Consider the following 18,027-nt stretch of genomic DNA (forward strand, 5'->3'; position numbering starts at 1 on the left):
TCAATTTATTCCAGCAATTACAAAGTGCTCCTAACAGTTAGCCATAAATCTAACCATTAGGAGCACTTCAGTCGCATTCCTACAAACTCTTCCTAGTTATCTACATTGATGAGGCACTCGCGGTTACCCAGACTTTAACTAATAACTTGCTTTAGGGTCCTTGCACCAAAGTGTAAGTGATCGTCGCTCGATATTGCCCCGTACCAAGCTTCAACATAGTCGCCACGGGGACCGCTAATTTAATTTGATCATATTGTTGCTGATCTTGGGCAATCACCCCATTAGTCGGTGTTAATTGCTTTTGCCACAAGGTTGTTGCCGTATTGGTCATTAAGGTTTGGGTTTGTTGGCCTTGGGTGAAACTTAAGCTGCTACCGGAATCAGTCAGACTACCTTTTTGGAAAGGACTCAACTCGGCCTGTACTTGGTAAGCTATTCGGTAGCCGGAAGGAGGTGTCGGCGTTTGTGGACTTTGTTGGTACCAAACCCGCAACTGATTCATCGTCCCCGGATCGGTCGTGGCGTATTGGTGGGGCCGGTAGTCCAAGCTATGACTACCGAAATTCAGATCCGGCACTTGTAAATGTAGATAATTTTGTTGGTTCGCCCAGCCCGCATGAATCTGGGTTTGGCTGCTGGCAAGCGCAATGGTCCGGGTCACCGCCACCTTTTGACCAGTCGGATCTGTCACCGGAGCTTGTAAGGCTAACTGCGAATTATTTTGCTTCGTGGTCGCCTGTTGGAATAAAGTTGGAAAATATCCTGCTGGGATGCTTGACCAACCGATTTGATAACGACCACTGAGGAGATTTTGAAAACAATAGTTTCCGTGGGTATCAGTTGTCACAGTCGGCAAAGCCGCCCCGGTAGTGTCGTGGGTGACCAAAACCAATTGGCCTTGATCTGTGACCCGATATAATCGGGGTTGCAGTCCAGAGAAGCGCTTTTCTTCCGCTTCGGCTAAACCATTACCATTTTCATCTGCAAAAGCATAACCGGCTAATTGGAGATCCGTTTTCAGGAAATCTTTCAGCGCAACCGTTTTAACTTGCGAAACATTATTGGCCTGATCAACACTGACCACGTGCAAATATTGTTGAAAATGATCCCACTTATTGAGAGACAACTGTAGCCGCCACAATGGTGCCGGAGCCGTAGTATCATTGGGTGCTGTCGCATTAGTAACTTGGCCATAAGCATCCTTTTGGATTGGAGGCGTGCCATTGGGGTTATTGTCTAGAGAATAGACAAAACCTTTGATTCCACTAGTAACGGTTTGACGCACCACGTCGGAAGTTTGATAAGTTGGCCAGGTTTCGGCATTGACTCGGTAATAATAATCTGAACCCAAGTCCTGCGTTGTCAGCTTTAAGGTCAATTGATCTCCCGTGACATTGTCAGGAGCACTCCCCGCCAATTGAATGGCCGGTTGACTCGGTTGGGCTTGGTCGACCGCTAAGGGATCTTGACCGTGATTGACTTTGGATAATTGGGAAACATAGTAGAGGGCATTGAGGTTAAGTTTAGCTTCATCAACAGTCGCTTCCCGAGTTGTATGCCCAGTTTGAATCATGGCATAATTATTTTTGGTAACCAAATAGAAATTATTATCCCCAATGACCTTGTCTTGAGCATCTTTGAGATACTTTTTATCGCCCCAAGTAGGCGGTTCCGCAAAAGTCATCCAGCGTTGACCACCGCCGTTATACATATAATATTGACCATAAGTATGACACATGGAAATATTATAAATCGCATCTTCTTGCAGCCGCCAAGGATAAATGGTTAAGCCCCCACCTGAAATATCCGGTGTTAGTTTAACTTGCGTATTTCCTAGTGATACAATATTCGGTGAATCATCGCCATAAACAGTTAAACCGGTTTTAGCCGCAAAGGAGACAAAATTTTGATGGAATCGCAGTCCCTCATTTCCCATTATCGTATCATGTCCAAAAATTAATCCTCGACCGCTATCGCCAAATTTAGCCACTGCTGCTTGCGCTCGCCGACTTAAGTCTTGGTGATTATTCCAATCTAGCGAGCCAAAGTACAAAGCATCGTAACGATAATTACCTTGAGCATCTTTGAGATAACGATCAGGATCATCATTGAAACTGGGATTGGTAGAATTATAAACCGGCTTCTTTCCTGCATCAATATCAGGATCAGGACCAGCAGTACTATCACCGGTGATATTTAAGGGTGCTTCATCAACTTGGACCAAACCTTTATCAACAGTTTGTCCTTCACTAGTTTTTTGCAGCCAAGACTTTAACATATTTCCACTTAGAGACCAATGGTCACCCCCGCCACGAATCGGGACTGGAAAAACATTCAACACTTTGATCTTCTGCCCATATTTGGAAGCAATATCTTGCCAAGCCCACTGGCTCGCGGGCTTGGTCAAATCTGGACTAGTCACCCGCTGTAAGTGATAGCCCCCACTTAACTGGGTTTTCAAATCAGTCCAGTCTAACTTCACCGCTTTCTCAGTCGCCGAATAGCTAGTATTCAAGCGGAAATCTCCCGCTTGAATAACTTGAGTTTCTGATCGCACTAACTTCGAAATGGGATTTAGTGGCAGCTTAGCCTTTAAGACCGGCGTCGCTGCGTGGCTTAGAGTAAGGTTACTACACCCCTCCCCCAGAAAAATAAGCCAAAATAGCAATGTTATTTTTACTATTTTGAAGTTTAATCCTTGTCTTGACATTCTTTCTTCCCCCAGCCAGCAAATCATAATTATTAATTAATTTTCATTATACCATCTTCCACTTACTAAAAATCTCTAAAAAACAGTCTTTAATATGATTTTTTCTTACCTTGACAATCATTTATTGTATTAATTTGATCGATATTTTTATTTTGGTAGATTACGATTCTAATCCAAATAGACTCTAAAAATTTCAAGGGCAATTTGATATTGTAGGTTAAGCGTATCAGTTATAATTTTCACAATGAACATAATTTACAGATATGAATCTATTTAGAATCTGTCACATATTTAAGATAATTCAAATAATAATGAATAACGGTTAGGCTGGATTATAAAAAAACAGCTGGACCACTTAAGCCCTAGCCGAGTAAGATTGATCTTCAGCAGAGAAACCAAGATCAGATTTTATAAAGCTGCGATTGTCTTTATTGAACTAATCCAAACTGATTTCAATAATTGTTCAACTAATTTTATTAGTTTGACCTTGCAAATCCACTATAATTAAAAGCGGTTGGAAATAAAAACTGCCGGTCGCTAGCAAATTTCACGCCTTTTTAGGCAAGCACCAGTTAACATTCGGCTAAGCAAAGAATTTTATCATCTAAGCTAAGATTCGTAAGTGGAGGAAAAAAGTAATGCAAAAAATCTTTTTGATCGAAGATGATCCAACTATTCGCCAAGAGATGGCCCAATCTTTAAAAAAATGGAAGTTCCAGACCACGGGGGTCCAAGATTTTCAAAACATTGCTGCGGAAATCCAACAGAAATCCCCCGATCTAGTGGTCATGGATATCACTTTGCCCTTTTTTGACGGTTTTTATTGGACCCAGAAGATTCGAGAATTTTCCCAAGTTCCGATCATGTTTGTTTCTGCCGCAGAAATGGATCCCAACGCTATTCGCGCGCTATCTATTGGCGCCGATGATTACCTAACCAAACCCTTTTCCATTGCTGTTTTTGTTTCCAAAATTCAGGCGATTTTACGCCGAACCCAGCCGAGCGATTATCTGTCAGAAACCATTAATTTTTCTGAATACTCCTTAAATATCATTACCAATCTACTGCAGTTTCCCCAAGGATCTGTTAAATTAACTGCTACAGAAGGAACTATTTTGCGCCTCTTATTTTTAAATCCTAATCAGCTGATTTCTAAAAAGAAAATCATCAAATCAATCTGGCAAAATGGCGATTTTACTGATGAAAATATTTTAAACGTCAACCTGAGCCGACTGCGCGACAAACTGGGGCCGTGCGGTTTAGCCCGGCAAATTGTCACCGAGTATGGTAAAGGTTACAGGTTATTAGCCGATGAAAAATAAACTAAAACTGCTTTTTAAAGCCCTTATTTCTGAAGGACCCCATCTGCTTATTTATCTCTTCTTCTTACTGTTCTTTAGTTTTATCTGTCTTCTTTACAAAATAAACTTCAATATTCTTGTTGATTTGATTCGCTACACGATCTTACCGTTTTTAATAGTCATTATTTTTCAAGTTTCGGCCAAGTACAGCCAAGCCCAAACCATTAAGCGGCTGATTAAAGAAGGTAATTTCCAACAAATTCAACTTCATGGTTTCTATGGGCATTTGTATGCTCAAGCCCTACAAAAGGTGATGCAACAAAAGTTAACCGAAAATAAAAGATTAGTAGCCGCTCTTAAAAATCGGGAAGACTACTTAACTTTGTGGAGCCACGAAATGAAGACTCCTCTCACCTCTTTATTAATGCTTGCTGAAAATAATGCCACTGTCGCCAGCGAAGAAGTTTCTGAGAAAATTGAATTAGTTAATTATCAGCTCAAACAGCTCCTAACTTTCGACCGTTTGGACGATTTTAACCATGACTTAGTTTTCGAAAAGATTGACCTCTTCCCTTGTCTTAAAAGAGTGATCCAAGAAAATGCTGCTTTCTTTTTAGCTCATAAAGTTCGACCACAAATTGCTGACTCGCCAGTCAAAATACTAACGGACGCCAAATGGCTGGCCTTTATTTTAGAGCAGGTTCTGATCAATGCCGTCAAGTATTCGTCGAAAAAGGGCTTGATTCAAATCGAATTTAGGGATGATACCCTGACGATTACCGACCACGGAATCGGAATTGCCGCCAGTGATCTTCCCCGCGTTTTTGAACCGGGCTTTACCGGCAGTAACGGCCGCACTCATGGAGAAGCCACCGGGATGGGGCTATATATGACGCAAAGAATTGCAAAAATCCTTGATATCAAAATTGAAATTTCCTCCACCGAAAACGTGGGAACAAAAGTAAAGCTGAGGTTCAATCCGCACAAAATAACAAATTGTAAGATTCCTTAACACATTGTAACTACCCAGCTCGCGGGATCCTTTTTATACTAACCTTATCAAGTAATCTTGCGGAGGAAAAAAATGAGCTTATTAAATTTAAAACACATTAAAAAAGTATTTGCAACCGGCAGTGAAAGTGAGGTTCAGGCCTTAAAAGATATCAGCTTTCCGGTGGAAAAAGGCGATTACGTCGCCATCATGGGGGAATCTGGCTCAGGAAAATCCACCTTATTAAATATCATTGCCACCTTGGACCAACCGACTAGCGGCGAAATTAAACTGAACGACATTGACCTCAGTCGTTTATCGGAAAATGAATCTTCTCAGTTTCGGCGCGAGCAATTGGGATTTGTCTTTCAGAGTTTCAATTTGCTAGATACTTTTAATAACCGCGATAACATTTATCTCCCCTTAGTTCTCGCCAAGAAATCCCCTCAATTCATGGCGGAGCAACTAAAACCCCTCAGTAAAGCCTTAGGAATTGAACAACTTTTGGATCGCCAACCTTCAGAAGTTTCCGGTGGTCAAAAACAACGGGTCGCCATTGCTCGGGCCTTAATCGTCAATCCGCAACTATTGTTGGCCGATGAACCAACTGGGGCCCTCGATTCGAATAACAGTGAAAAAATTCTTAGTACTTTTGAGCAAATTAATCAACGTGGGCAAACAATTCTCATGGTCACCCACAGTGCCCAAGCGGCCAGTTACGCCCAAAGGACTTTATTTATCAAAGATGGCAAAATTTACAACGAACTTTACCGTGGTAACCAGAGCAAAAGTCAGTATCTGCAAAAAATTAACGATAGTTTGACCGCTCTGGAAAATAACAGGGAGGTCGACTAATGATTCAACTAAAACTTGCCTTGCATAATTTACTCAAAAGAAAAAATCAAAGTTTACCTTTTATTTTTTCAAACTCGATGTGGGTGATTATTACTTATATCTTTCTCTCCATGATCTATAACACAAATATTAAAAATACTCCTTACGGAATTGTAGCCAATTATGTTTTAAGACTAGGCTTAGTTTTTGTCATTCTAATTGCGGCTCTGTCGACATTTTATGCTGAACGTCTTCTGAGTAAACAACGAACTCAAGAGCTAGGTCTTTACAGCATGCTCGGTCTGACTAAACGCCATCTGCGGCAAATTATTTTACTAGAAAATAGTTTATTTTATCTCATCTGCCTCATTATCGGCGGGATCTTCGGAATAACCTTTTCTAAATTAGCTTTTATGAGTTTAAAATCTCTTTTAGGAGCTACTCCCCTCCAGCAAAACTTCACCTTGCTCCCCCTGATCTATGTTGCTGCGATTTTTGCCGCAATCTTTATCTTGATTATTCTTTTTGATTTCTGGGGTCTAAGAAAAGTCAATCCGATTAACCTCTGGTCCCAAGCTTCCCAACCCGAAAAAGAACCCCGGTCCCATTTTTTGTTAGCTCTTTCGGGATTGGTCATCTTGGTGATCGGTTACTATATTTCGGCAACAGTTAAACCAACTGTAACTGCCTTCGGACAGTTTATAATTGCTATTATCTTGGTGGTTGTCGGCTCATATTTAGTCTTTATCACAGCTAGTATCAGTCTACTCAAAATTCTTAAAAAGAAGCGCAACTATTATTACCAACCCAATCATTTTATTTCCGTTTCCAACCTACTTTACCGGATGAAACAAAACGGGGCCGGGCTGGCCTCAATCAGCTTATTATGTACTGCAATTCTGGTCGCTTTAATTGCCTCCGTATCGCTGGTTGCCGGACAAAAAGACTTGCTCAATCTTTGGAGTTCCAGAGACGTGCAAATTGTCGCGAAGGCCCCGCTTTCACAAGCCGACCAACAAACTATTCACAAATTTGCTGATCATTATCAAGTTAGCATAAGTCAACCACAAACGGTGACGGTAACGACTCCGGTTATGGGGAACTTAGTCGGTAATCATTTTAAGACCAAACTCAATGGTAAAACTGAATACACCCTATCCTCTTTAGATATCCAACAATATAATCATTTACAAAAGACTAACTATCAGCTCCAAGATAACGAGATCTTAATGTATGCTCCCGGAAGTCATTATTCCCAACACTCTTTAAAGGTGCAAGGAAAAACCTATCAAGTTAAACCGATCCATGAATTTAAGGGAAGGTTTGTTTACGGCAATAGTACCTATAAATCTATCTTCGTTGTCACTGCCAATAAAAAAGTTGCTCGAGAACTTAATCCGCAACCTTCCCTTTACGTTCAGGGTTTTAATACGCACGGGAGTCAACAACATCAAAAGCAATTTGCCCAAGCAATCCAAGTGGCTCTCAAGATTGATCCCGGGAATTTTACCGCCAAACCCATTCTAGGCGATTTATTCAAAACTGTGTTTGGTAGCTTACTATTTATGGGTATTTTAATCAGTATCGTCATGATCTGCGCAACAACCATGATTATCTACTACAAACAAGTTTCCGAAGGATACGCCGACCGAAATCATTATCAGATTATGACCAAAATTGGCTTAAGTAAAAAAGAAAGCAAAAAGGCTATTCAAAGTCAGATCTTAACAGTTTTCGCTCTGCCGATCATTGGGGCAATCCTCAATCTGATCTTTGCTTTGCCGGCAATTAAGAGCATTCTGACGATCTTCTCTATGTATGATTCGAAGATTTTGTTAACTGTCAGTCTAATTACTATTGGCATCTTAATTATCAGCTATCTACTGATTTACTCAGCAACCACCACCATTTATCGGCGGATTGTTGAAAATCCAGCAGCTAATTAAAATCCTGCTCTCGCCCTAAAAATTTTCTTTCCGAAAAATTTTTCTATTTAATAAGCTCAGCACCTAAGATAAATAATCCCCTCTAAGATTCAAGAGATCTGTATGAAAATTTAATTTTTGTACAGATTTTTTGCTGGGTCAAATTTCCTATTTTCCCCTATAACATCCCTGCGCAAGCAATATTTACGTGACTAGCAGCCGTAATTCTTGTTAGGATGAATCTAGATTCTTAATTATGATTTAGAAGGAAGTACGATTTGAGCTTCGATGTGCAACTCAAAAAAAAACTACCGGCGATGAACCTTGGATTTAGGCGGCTTGATTGCCCTAGTTATTATTAACCTGGGTGTTTTATTTGTGGGTTATTCTAAAGGAATTGAGACTATTGACCGCGTAAATCCCTTTTTGTTCTACACGATGGACTACACTAAATTACCCGGTGAAAAAGAAATTTCTCCCCAAAATAAAAGAATAAAGGCTATTGGACTGCTTGGTTTAGCGACAACGCCATGGGGAGCGAATGGACCAAGTTAACCTTAACTACAGGTCTCAATCCAGGGGTTAAAACCCCCTAAGTCATGGTTTACCACAAAGGAAGTTATGTCAAAGTTGCCTGAATCGTTCCCCGCAGCTATCTTAATCAAATATACGTTAGCAACTTAACTGCCTTAGATTCCTTATTCAAGGGGCGCGGGAATCCCACCACTAGAAATCATGCGCTGCAAAAATTCCAAACATCTATCCATGTATCTATTACCGTCCAACAATTAGTGACTCAATAGCTTAAGGACACAACCAACTAGGATAATTAAAAATATCTCTTACCTAAAAAAGAATCTACTAAAATGGCTAGCAGCCGTTTTAGTAGATTCTTGACATTTAAAATAAAGGTTGAGTTCAAAATAAGAACCACGATCTTTTTAGTCATTTTTTAAACTATTTTCCTAACGCTCACGTAACTGGAGATCGAAATTATAAAACTGGGCATAAGTCAAATAACAAGCTAAGACGCTGCTAATAACATGAAAGTCACATGATTTGATACATGATTGCTTTAGTTGAATCTACTCCCGCAAAAATTAAGCCTAACGTCATTCCCGGTAAACTGACAATTCCCACTGTCTTTGCAGAATCGATAGTTGGAGCCATTCCGGTTCGAATCGCCTTGCGCACAATTTGACTAGAAGCCTGTTTTAAATTAGCGCCCAAGGCCAACTGTTCCAAAACTATCGATCGTTGATCGTGAAAATTAGTATTCATACTACGATAAGCTAGGCCAATAGCCTCCATCACATTGGAAGCAATCATTCCCGAAATTGGCATAATCTGACTGGGAGTAAAACGCACCGCTCGCATCCAAAACAATAAAACAATCGTTAAGACGGTGGCCGTAGAGATTGCCAGCAGACTGATTCCAAAAACATGGCCCAGGCCATTGGCCCGTTTACGCGCATTTAAAGCCGCATTAAAAATAATTAGGGCCACAGTCCCGTTAACCAAAGGCGATCGATCCTAATAATATAAGTTAAGACGTAACCAACAACGGTTAACTGGATTAAAGTCTGGATGACGCCAACAAGCATATCTTTTTCCAGACCAATTTTTTCTCGTAAATTAATGATTAGGGCGGTTGGTGTGACAATTAGGTTTTTCACTTCTTAAGCCTCCAAATGACCAACTTTAATCAGCAGGAACTGATCTGCAGCTTGAATTTCACTTTCATCATGCGTCACCCAGAAAATGTTCAATCCTTGCTCGTGGTAGTGGGCTAAGAGCTTGTGAATACAGGACTTGGTCGCCGAATCTAATCTCGTTGTAACTTCATCTAATAAGAGCACTTGGGGTAAAAAGAGTAAGTTACGAACTAGAGCCACCCTTTGTTTTTCTTCCCCGGAAAGCGAATTGATTGTCGCCTTCAACCTTTGTGGAACCAAATCGACTTGATCTAAAGCCGACTCGGCGCGGGAGCGATCAAAGTCTAAATTGCGAATTATAAAGGGAAAGGCCAGATTATCTTGGACCGTTTCTCCAAAAAGAGTTGGTTGTTGAACAGAGTAGGAAACCGCTTGGCGATACTGGGGCTTAGCCCATTGACTTTGGGGACGTCCTTGATATTTAATAGTTCCAGTCGTGGGGGTAATCAAGCTGGCAATTAACCGCAAGAGCGTGCTTTTCCCTGAACCCGAAGGTCCCATAAGCGTTAAGAAGGCATTTTCAGGAACATTTAAATTAATCTTCTCAAGAATTTGCTTATCTTCAACCGATATCCCACTTGATTTAGTGTAAGAATGACGGTCATTAGTTTTGATCCTTTTTTATTTTTAATTTAAAACATCCACTTCTAAAATACTAATTTGATCATCTCCGCGAACTTGGGCAATTTTCAGTTTATAATATTAATGATAAACTTTAATCCTAATTACGGAGGCTTTTTTAATGAAAAGCAAAACCCTTCTTTTTTCTGGTCTCAGCTGCTTAAGCATCTTTGGCTTGTTAGCGCTGGGCGTCATTTACCGGTTTTCAGGGCTCCAAACTTTCGACGACCATAGCTTACAGCTGGCAACCCAAACCATTACGCCCCTTAAAACTGCTATCTTACAAACCATTTCTCTTCTTGGTAGTCCCAGATCGGTTGTTATCTTGACAGTTCTTCTCTGTATTTATTTATGGTTGCGAAAACAACGAATCTTGAGTTTAGAAATTGCCAGTTTTCAATCCTTGGGGGCTTTGGCCGTGATTCTAATCAAAAACAGCATCGCTCGCCCTCGCCCCAGTCAACAATTGATGGCCGCAAGTGGCTTTAGTTTTCCCAGTGGGCATACCTTTGGAACCACGACTTTAATTCTTATTTTAATTTTGCTGCTGCTTCCGCGACTTTCGACGTTCCCCAAACGGTTTCTGGTCAGCAGTCTGGGATTGATCGGGATTATTATTGTAGCTTATTCCCGCGTTTATCTCCATAATCACTTTCCTTCGGACGTTTTAGCCGGATTTTTCTTAGCTCTCGCCTACATTTTCTTGGGAAATTATTTAAGAAAGAAATTTCGGACCTCTTTCTAAGCTTCAATTTAACTCAAAAATCCCCCTCAGAATTTTATTCTGAGAGGGATTTACTGTTTAGGGCTCCTAATGTGCACGTTACTCTTGTCCTGATTGAGCCTGATAATCAGCGACAATTTGGCGCGTCATTTTCTTAAAACGCCGTTTACGAAACCACCCCATTAAAAAATGCGTTACCGTATTGTTAGCCTGAATCGTATTTGATCGTCCTTGGGATCCTTCTGTGTAAGTAAAAAGCATTGTTTCTGGACCCATGGAAGTTACCTCATACAAGACCTGATATAAATTACGCCCGGTTTTCAAGGAATAGCCGTATTTTTGATTCGGTTGATAATCCGTAACCGTAAAAACACTCTTTGCCCCATTACTTAAAGTCTTTTGACAAGAAAAGCCTCGTAATTGTTGCGGTAGAATCTTTTTTTGAGTTTGTTGTTCTAAGTCATAAATGGAAGATTCAATTAAGCGCGAAAAGAAATAATCAGCGGGAAGCGGTAAATTAAATTCTAATTGCATCTACTTATCCTTCTTTTGATTTTTGGGTTTTCGAGTTGTGTACAATCCATACAGACCTCTTCCAGCGAGAACTAAACCTGCAAGCATAAAAGTATAGTAGAACCCTGCTGAATAGGCCTGAAAAAATGGACTGAGCATAATAATTAATAATCCTCCCGTGAGGACAACGAGATTTCGCTTTTGTTGCGATTTCATAGGCTTTTACTGGACATCTTTCACATTAACTTTATTAGCTGCCTTGACAAATGGTACATAAATCAAGAAGCCAATAATTGCATTGACAATCTGTAAAATTGGAGCCCGCCAGTCCATCGTTCCGACTAAGGAGTTTAAGATCGGTGGCATTGACCAAACAATTTGCGCCTTGATTGGGGAAACCCAACCAGCAGATAAGGCAAAGTAGGCAATGGAAACCATGACCACTGGTGCCAAAACAAAGGGAATAAAGTAAATGGCATCAAGGACAACTGGTAAACCAAACATTACTGGTTCATTAACATTGAAAAATCCTGGAGCAATCGCTACTTTCGCCACTGCCCGCTGATCATCACGTTTACTAAAGATTAAAATAGCAATTAAGAGAAGTAAGGTCGAACCAGCCCCACCAATCCAAGCATACAAGTCAAAGGCATTCCGGGTCCAAGTATAAGGTAAAGCCTTGCCAGCATTGAAAGCATTGGTATTAGCAATTTGGGCAGTTAACCAGATAGCGTCCAAAACTGGACCTAAAACGTTAGTTCCATGAATTCCGAAGAACCAGAAGACTTGGACTAAGACAGTCATCAATAAGACTGCTCCGTAACCTTGGGATAAGTGTAACAACGGATCTTGAATCGTTTTCGAAATAAATTCAATCACACTTAACTTAGCGTAAGTGTTAAAGAGATAAGTAATAATTCCGGAAACATACAAAGCAACAGTTGCCGGGATAATTCCGGTAAAAGCGGCGGCGATTGCAGGTGGGACAGAATCAGGCATCTTGATAGTAATGTTTTTGTGCATTAAGTAGATGTAGATCGAAGCCGCGATTCCACCCATAATCATAACAGTAAAGAAGCCATTTGCGCCAAAATAATTACTAAAACTGAAATAACCATATCCGGTGACGGTTTTACCGTCAACTACGGCTCCAGCTTTAGTCAAAATCTTGGCATCGCCCGATGTTAGCGCTTTACTTAAAGTCAAACTGAATGACTGTGGTAAGGACATTAAGAAAGTTCCCAAAGTCACAATCCCAGCGGCGATTGGTTCAGCTTTATATCCCTTACCTAATTGGTAACCGAACATAAAGGAAAAAATTAAACCTAAAACTGCCAACGATCCGGTCCAAACTTGACCATTGACCGCAATTACAGGTTGCATTGCATCGACAAAGCCGGTCCAACCAAACTTTGTTGGAATGTCTCGCAATAAAGCATTCAGCACGGTCGCTACTGATCCAGCCATCGTTGCTGGCATAATAGCAATGAAAGCATCTCTCAAAGCTACCAGCCAACGAATTGAACCAATTTTGACTGCAACTGGTACCAAATACTTGTTTAACCAGTTAATAACACCATTCATATGTGTCACTCCTTAAATTTATCAGTCTCAACTCTCAACTGATTGGTATATTCCAATTATACAATAATTGTCTAAATTGTAAAGCGATTGCAGAAAACGATTGCAAATTAATTTTATTTTAAGGATTTAAGTCTTTCCTCAAGTCTTTTCCAGGTTAGAATTTTCCAAAGGAGTTTTCACATTAATTTTTCATAAAAATTTATGAAAGCGATCTTAATATTTTGTAAATGGCCTTCAATTCCAGCATATTCTAATAATTTAAGTTTCTCCGCCTAATCTTAGAAGTCACTAGCCAACGTCTAGGGGCATAATTCTCAAACCCCTTACCTAATCTTCTTTCCTATAAATTTAGAGCCAATTCAAATTGGCGTCTTTGTTGGGTAAACTCATCCTCAAAACTCAAGGAGTAAGCCTGTAAAGCTTGATGGTCAAAACCTTGATCTAGAGGTCCACCATATAACCGATCACCCAATAAGGGATGACCGATTGAAGCAAAATGAACCCGGATTTGGTGTGTTCGTCCAGTATGTAACTGAACTCGCACTAAAGTTTGCTGGGCAGTTCGACTTTGAACCCAATACTCAGTTAAGGCTTTTTGCCCGGTGGGGGTTACCTGACGCGCAATTTGGTCGCCTACCCGACCAATCGGCGCCGAAATTTCCCCATGATCTGATGCTAATTGACCTTGCACTCTGGCGTAATAATATTTTTGAATCTGACCTTGCGCTAATTGCTGATTGGCCCAACTGTTGGCCAAACGGTGGCGGGCAACTAAAACTAAACCTTGTGTATCGCGATCCAAACGGGTAATAATATGCGGAACTAAATTTTCTGATCGTAATTCCAACCAATGACCCTTAATCCGGTTGACTAAAGTGTCTTGACGATTACTCGGCCCAGGAACCGAACTTAAACCCACGGGTTTATTGACGACTAACCAATTTTCATCTTCATAGACGACCTGCACGGGCTGATCACTGATTGCAACTTGCGGATCAGCCGCTTCAGTTGGTAAAATGAAGCTAACTTGGGCCTGTGGAGCAATTAAGCTTGCCGGTCGGTATGGCTGACCATCAACTTGAAACTGAGTGGCAGTCTGCCGGAGTTGCTTGTAAAAACGGTGACTAATTCCCTGCTGGGTCAAAAATTTCTTCAGAGTTAAAGCTTGGGCCTGGGAGTTAATTAAAGTTATTTGCAATTTTCAATCCATACTTTCTGATTAATTATTTAAAGGAGTAAAACAATGTCGAAAAATATTTATCTTGCTGGAGGATTTTTCACTCCAAAACAAAACCAACTATTAGATCGCATTGAGGCTCAACTGAAAGCCAATCCAACAGTTAATTACTTGCATAGTCCCCGCGATCACCAGTATAAAGGCATTAGTGCCGACCACGATCCCGAAGGGCTTTTTGGAGGTTATGAATGGGCTACGGAAACTTATAATAATGATATCACAGCCATGCAACTGGCCGATTTAATTGTCGTTGCTTGGGATAATATCCTTCCGGATACCGGAACCGCTTGGGAGATGGGTTATATGTATGCTGCTCAAAAGCCGATTGTCCTCTTTTGTGAAGATGACCTCCAAAAAGAAGGTCTAAATTTAATGCTAGTTAAAAGCATCAAAACTTATTTGCAGGACTTAGACGAATTAAAAGATTTTGACTTTGACCTCATTCCGACTAGACTATATTCAGGACCAATTATTTAAAGGAAAGAGGTCAATAAGTCAATGACCGTACCTAAAGTAATTTTAAATAATCAAGTTGAAATCCCCCAATTAGGTTTGGGTGTTTTTAAAATGCAAGACCCAAAAGAATTTAAACAAGCTTTTCAATGGGCTCTAGAAATCGGCTACCGGCATTTTGATACAGCTGCAATCTACGGTAACGAAAAGTGGTTAGGAGAAGCGATTCGCCAAGCCGGAATTCAGCGTGAAGAACTATTTCTGACTTCCAAGCTTTGGCCCAGCCAATTCTCTGATCCCCAAAAAGCTTACCAAGATTCCTTAAAGCGCCTCGGCTTAGATTACTTGGATCTATATTTAATTCACTGGCCAGCTCCCGGATATCAGCAAGCTTGGCTAGATTTGGAAAAACTTTTTCAAACTGGTCAAGTGCGCACCATTGGGGTTTCTAACTTTCTTATTTCTCACTTGGAAAATCTCCGGGTGATTCAAAAGGTTAATCCAGTAATTGACCAAATTGAATTACATCCCTATTTACAACGCCCTGACCTCTTACAATATTTAGAAGCTAATAATATTGCTTGGGAAGCTTGGGGACCACTCGGTCAAGGAAACTCTGAACTACTCCAAGAACCTTTATTACAAGATCTGGCTGAAAAGTATCAAAAGAGCGTTCCTCAGATCATTTTGCGCTGGCATCTACAACGGCAAACAATTATTTTTCCTAAATCAATTCACCATGATCGGCTAATTGAAAACTACCAGTTATTTGATTTCCAGCTGACCCCACAAGAAATGCAACAGATCTGTCATTTAGATCGAAATCAACCCAACGGTGTCAAGCCTGATGATCCCCAATTTTTACAGGAGCTCCACAATCGTCCCCTCCCCTACTAAACTATGTTTTCTGAATACTAAAATGACCCGTTGAAAAATAATTTTTTCAACGGATCATTTTAGATTATTTTATTTTTTTAGATATAAGTACTTATAGTTCCACTGTGGCCCCGTTGTATTATGGGTAATTCCGTGGACATAGGGACGTTTCAAATAACTATTATAATTTTGATACAGGGGGGTCACAATTTGTTGATCCAGCAAGATCTTCTCCGCAGCTAACATCTTTTGCCAACGGATATTTTGATCTTGATTGTTGGTATAACTAGCTTCCCGGACCAATTGATCATATTTCCTGTTCGACCATTGATTTCGATTAAGGGGATTATTAGTCATTAACGGTTGCAAGAAGGCTATTGGATCAGCAATGTCAGCTCCTCGTCCTGCCAATTCAGCTTCATAATTATGGGTAACACTCCGTTGATAAGCCAAATTGCTGGGAACTGGTTGCAAGGTGATCTTTAGGCCTGAGAGATTCTTTTCCGTGACGTATTTAAGATATTCCGCTACCTTTTTATTATTAGAATCATCAGATAAGGTTAAAGTAAAAGCCACCTTTTGCGTACCCACTTCTTGTAACCCCCGCCGCCACAATTTACGCGCCAGAGTGATATCATGGGCTACACTTTGACTGCCAGCTTGATCATCGGCAAAGTCTTTTTGAGTTCGTGGGTTATTGGCTAAATAACGCGTAACTAGTCCTGAGGGCACTAAAGCAGAACCATCTAAGATTTTCTGGGCGATTTGGCGCCGATTAATTGTCAAAGAGATTGCTCGTCGGAGGTTTCGATTTTGAAAAACACGACGTAACTGTGGATCAGCCACCTTTTGATTATATTCTAGATAGTTCATATACGAATATGGACCGCGATATAATTCCTTACTCTGCGCATATTGAGTCACTTGATCGCCCTTAATAATCGTAAAATCTAATTTCTTCGATTGATACATCATCAGACTTGTCTGGGGATCGCTAGCCAAATACATTTCAATTCGTTTCGTACGGACCACTTGGCGATCCCAGTAACGGGGGTTTTTCTTAAAAATCCAATTATGGGCTTCCGGTGACCACTTTTCAATAACATAAGGTCCTGAGAAAACAGTGGTCTGTTTGGATTGTCCATAGCTTTTACCATACTTTTCCACAATCTTTCGATCTTGGGGGGCAAAGACAGAATAGGTAAGCAATTTCTTAAAATAAGCGATCGGATAATCTAGTCGAACCTGTAAAGTGTGATCATCTAGAGCCTTGACTCCCAAAGCACTAGGATCCATTTTTCCAGAACTAACGGCTTGGGCATTGGTAATGCCCTCAAAAAGGTAGGTATGCAAAGACTTGGTCTGGGGATTCAAAGTTCGCCGCCAAGAATAGACAAAACTCTGCGCCGTAATCGGATCCCCATTACTAAATTGAGCTCCCCGGCGGATTCTGAAAGTATAAGTTTTCCCAGAGTTAGCGACGGTTACCTTCTCTGCTAAAGCCGGTACCGGTTCTTTCTTTGAATTGAGATATAACAAACTGTCATTTAGATTGCTGGCTTGGTCAAAACCACGAGCTGTCGAAATATCCAGAGTTGTAATTGGATAATTGGCCGATAATTTAGCAGTTGTCTGGATTTTCGCCTTGGATTGAGAAGAAGTAGACTGTTTTCCACAAGCACTAAGGGTCAAGGGTAAAAGTAAAACGGTTATTATTGTAAACAAGTTATCTTTTATCGAATAATTCATAGTCATCTTATTCCTCCATCAAAAGAATTTAAAAATAATCATTAAACTCTGGCGGTTCAGTGGCCACTATCTGTGCTAATGCTGAGTAGTAGTTGGTGACCAGGGATTTTCTCCCGTTCGCCTTAAATCCTGTAATTTTGTACTCCCTAATAAGACTGAGGTAAGGCGTTGAATAGAAATTCCTTTGGTTTCTGCTTTGGCACTTAATTTTTGATATTGCGTTTGACCGGCTACCCGTTGAATTTGCCAAACTCCCGTATTTTCCGGCAGATTAGCATCTTGGACCACTAAAGTAATCGGTTCAAATTCTGATTTTTGATAAGGGTAACGCTCCAAAAAATCAGCCAAATTGACAATTCGCACCATCATGTAGGGGTTAATTTGTGTTGTCAAAATAGCCGGATCCGCCAGCCAATTGTTATGATATCTGGAACTAGGGGTAATCGAAGTAAATTTATTAAAAGTATTCCAATGATGACTCACAAATTGAAGCAAATATTGGCCGCATAGTCCACGGGAACCATCACTGAAGGTGCATTAATCCAACCAATAGTGAAGAACTAGCGGCTAAAATTAACGGGATAAAAATAAAGGGCAGCATCGTCAAGGGATTCATGACAATCGGAAAACCAAAAATTACCGGTTCATTAATTTCAAATAGGGCACTAGGAAAGGCCACCAGCCCTAAATCCCGATAAGTTTTGGCTTTACTAAAAAGCATCAATCCGACCAAAGTGATCGTCGCTCAGGTCCCGCCAACATTGACCAACAAACTAGAAAAACCAGAGGCTGTC

General features: G+C 40.6%; 16 protein-coding genes and 1 pseudogene. 8 read left to right on the forward strand and 9 right to left on the reverse strand.

The window, feature by feature from the left end; genetic code table 11:
* Nucleotides 1-151: 151 nt before the first annotated feature.
* Nucleotides 152-2,515, reverse strand: coding sequence for an SdrD B-like domain-containing protein (locus HU830_RS03645; protein WP_176942441.1), 2,364 nt, complete (start codon nucleotides 2,513-2,515; stop codon nucleotides 152-154).
* Between the two features lie 833 nt (nucleotides 2,516-3,348).
* On the opposite strand from HU830_RS03645, the gene HU830_RS03650 reads away from it, so the two are divergent.
* From HU830_RS03650 to HU830_RS03670, 5 genes are all read left to right on the forward strand, one after another.
* On the forward strand, nucleotides 3,349-4,032 hold the full coding sequence (locus HU830_RS03650) for a response regulator transcription factor (protein WP_176942442.1): 684 nt from the start codon (nucleotides 3,349-3,351) through the stop codon (nucleotides 4,030-4,032).
* A complete protein-coding gene (locus HU830_RS03655) occupies nucleotides 4,022-5,023 on the forward strand; it encodes a sensor histidine kinase (RefSeq protein WP_176942443.1) in 1,002 nt (333 codons plus the stop codon). The genes HU830_RS03650 and HU830_RS03655 overlap by 11 nt, the downstream gene beginning before the upstream one ends.
* 72 nt (nucleotides 5,024-5,095) lie before the next feature.
* On the forward strand, nucleotides 5,096-5,857 hold the full coding sequence (locus HU830_RS03660; protein WP_176942444.1) for an ABC transporter ATP-binding protein: 762 nt from the start codon (nucleotides 5,096-5,098) through the stop codon (nucleotides 5,855-5,857).
* On the forward strand, nucleotides 5,857-7,782 hold the full coding sequence (locus tag HU830_RS03665; RefSeq protein WP_176942445.1) for an FtsX-like permease family protein: 1,926 nt from the start codon (nucleotides 5,857-5,859) through the stop codon (nucleotides 7,780-7,782). The genes HU830_RS03660 and HU830_RS03665 overlap by 1 nt, the downstream gene beginning before the upstream one ends.
* A gap of 303 nt (nucleotides 7,783-8,085) precedes the next feature.
* Nucleotides 8,086-8,316: a hypothetical protein gene (locus tag HU830_RS03670; RefSeq protein ID WP_176942446.1), complete on the forward strand. Its 231-nt coding sequence runs from the start codon at nucleotides 8,086-8,088 to the stop codon at nucleotides 8,314-8,316.
* A 410-nt stretch (nucleotides 8,317-8,726) separates the two neighbouring features.
* Here the strand turns inward: HU830_RS03670 and HU830_RS03675 are convergent.
* Together HU830_RS03675 and HU830_RS03680 are read right to left on the reverse strand one after the other, a co-directional pair.
* Nucleotides 8,727-9,437: pseudogene (locus HU830_RS03675) on the reverse strand (ABC transporter permease).
* Between the two features lie 3 nt (nucleotides 9,438-9,440).
* Nucleotides 9,441-9,977: an ABC transporter ATP-binding protein gene (locus HU830_RS03680; protein WP_228765776.1), complete on the reverse strand. Its 537-nt coding sequence runs from the start codon at nucleotides 9,975-9,977 to the stop codon at nucleotides 9,441-9,443.
* 241 nt (nucleotides 9,978-10,218) lie between these two features.
* Between HU830_RS03680 and HU830_RS03685 the strand changes: the two genes are divergently transcribed.
* Complete coding sequence (locus HU830_RS03685) at nucleotides 10,219-10,842, forward strand: phosphatase PAP2 family protein (RefSeq protein WP_176942447.1); 624 nt, start codon at nucleotides 10,219-10,221, stop codon at nucleotides 10,840-10,842.
* A 78-nt stretch (nucleotides 10,843-10,920) separates the two neighbouring features.
* Here HU830_RS03685 and HU830_RS03690 read toward each other — a convergent pair whose 3' ends face one another.
* The 3 genes from HU830_RS03690 to HU830_RS03700 all read right to left on the reverse strand — a co-directional run bounded on the left by HU830_RS03690 (nucleotide 10,921) and on the right by HU830_RS03700 (nucleotide 14,116).
* Nucleotides 10,921-11,355: a DUF3284 domain-containing protein gene (locus HU830_RS03690; RefSeq protein WP_176942448.1), complete on the reverse strand. Its 435-nt coding sequence runs from the start codon at nucleotides 11,353-11,355 to the stop codon at nucleotides 10,921-10,923.
* Nucleotides 11,356-11,556: 201 nt separating this feature from the next.
* Entirely contained in the window at nucleotides 11,557-12,918 is a 1,362-nt protein-coding gene (locus HU830_RS03695) for a PTS sugar transporter subunit IIC (RefSeq protein ID WP_176942449.1), read from the reverse strand.
* A 340-nt stretch (nucleotides 12,919-13,258) separates the two neighbouring features.
* Nucleotides 13,259-14,116 carry an RluA family pseudouridine synthase gene (locus HU830_RS03700; RefSeq protein ID WP_176942450.1) on the reverse strand — a complete coding sequence of 286 codons (858 nt, stop codon included), beginning with the start codon at nucleotides 14,114-14,116 and terminating at the stop codon, nucleotides 13,259-13,261.
* A 45-nt stretch (nucleotides 14,117-14,161) separates the two neighbouring features.
* Between HU830_RS03700 and HU830_RS03705 the strand changes: the two genes are divergently transcribed.
* Both HU830_RS03705 and HU830_RS03710 read left to right on the forward strand, forming a co-directional pair.
* Nucleotides 14,162-14,632: a nucleoside 2-deoxyribosyltransferase gene (locus HU830_RS03705; protein ID WP_176942451.1), complete on the forward strand. Its 471-nt coding sequence runs from the start codon at nucleotides 14,162-14,164 to the stop codon at nucleotides 14,630-14,632.
* A 21-nt stretch (nucleotides 14,633-14,653) separates the two neighbouring features.
* Nucleotides 14,654-15,505: an aldo/keto reductase gene (locus tag HU830_RS03710; RefSeq protein WP_176942452.1), complete on the forward strand. Its 852-nt coding sequence runs from the start codon at nucleotides 14,654-14,656 to the stop codon at nucleotides 15,503-15,505.
* Between the two features lie 69 nt (nucleotides 15,506-15,574).
* Here HU830_RS03710 and HU830_RS03715 read toward each other — a convergent pair whose 3' ends face one another.
* From HU830_RS03715 to HU830_RS08840, 3 genes are all read right to left on the reverse strand, one after another.
* Entirely contained in the window at nucleotides 15,575-17,239 is a 1,665-nt protein-coding gene (locus HU830_RS03715) for a peptide ABC transporter substrate-binding protein (RefSeq protein WP_228765778.1), read from the reverse strand.
* 69 nt (nucleotides 17,240-17,308) lie between these two features.
* Nucleotides 17,309-17,728 carry a sterol carrier protein domain-containing protein gene (locus tag HU830_RS03720; protein WP_176942453.1) on the reverse strand — a complete coding sequence of 140 codons (420 nt, stop codon included), beginning with the start codon at nucleotides 17,726-17,728 and terminating at the stop codon, nucleotides 17,309-17,311.
* Between the two features lie 28 nt (nucleotides 17,729-17,756).
* The gene (locus HU830_RS08840; protein ID WP_228765780.1) at nucleotides 17,757-17,954 is read right to left on the reverse strand and encodes a PTS transporter subunit EIIC; all 198 of its coding nucleotides are present in this window, start codon (nucleotides 17,952-17,954) and stop codon (nucleotides 17,757-17,759) included.
* Between the last annotated feature and the right edge of the window lie 73 nt (nucleotides 17,955-18,027).

The organism is Bombilactobacillus apium, from assembly GCF_013385145.1.
Taxonomy (GTDB): domain Bacteria; phylum Bacillota; class Bacilli; order Lactobacillales; family Lactobacillaceae; genus Bombilactobacillus; species Bombilactobacillus apium.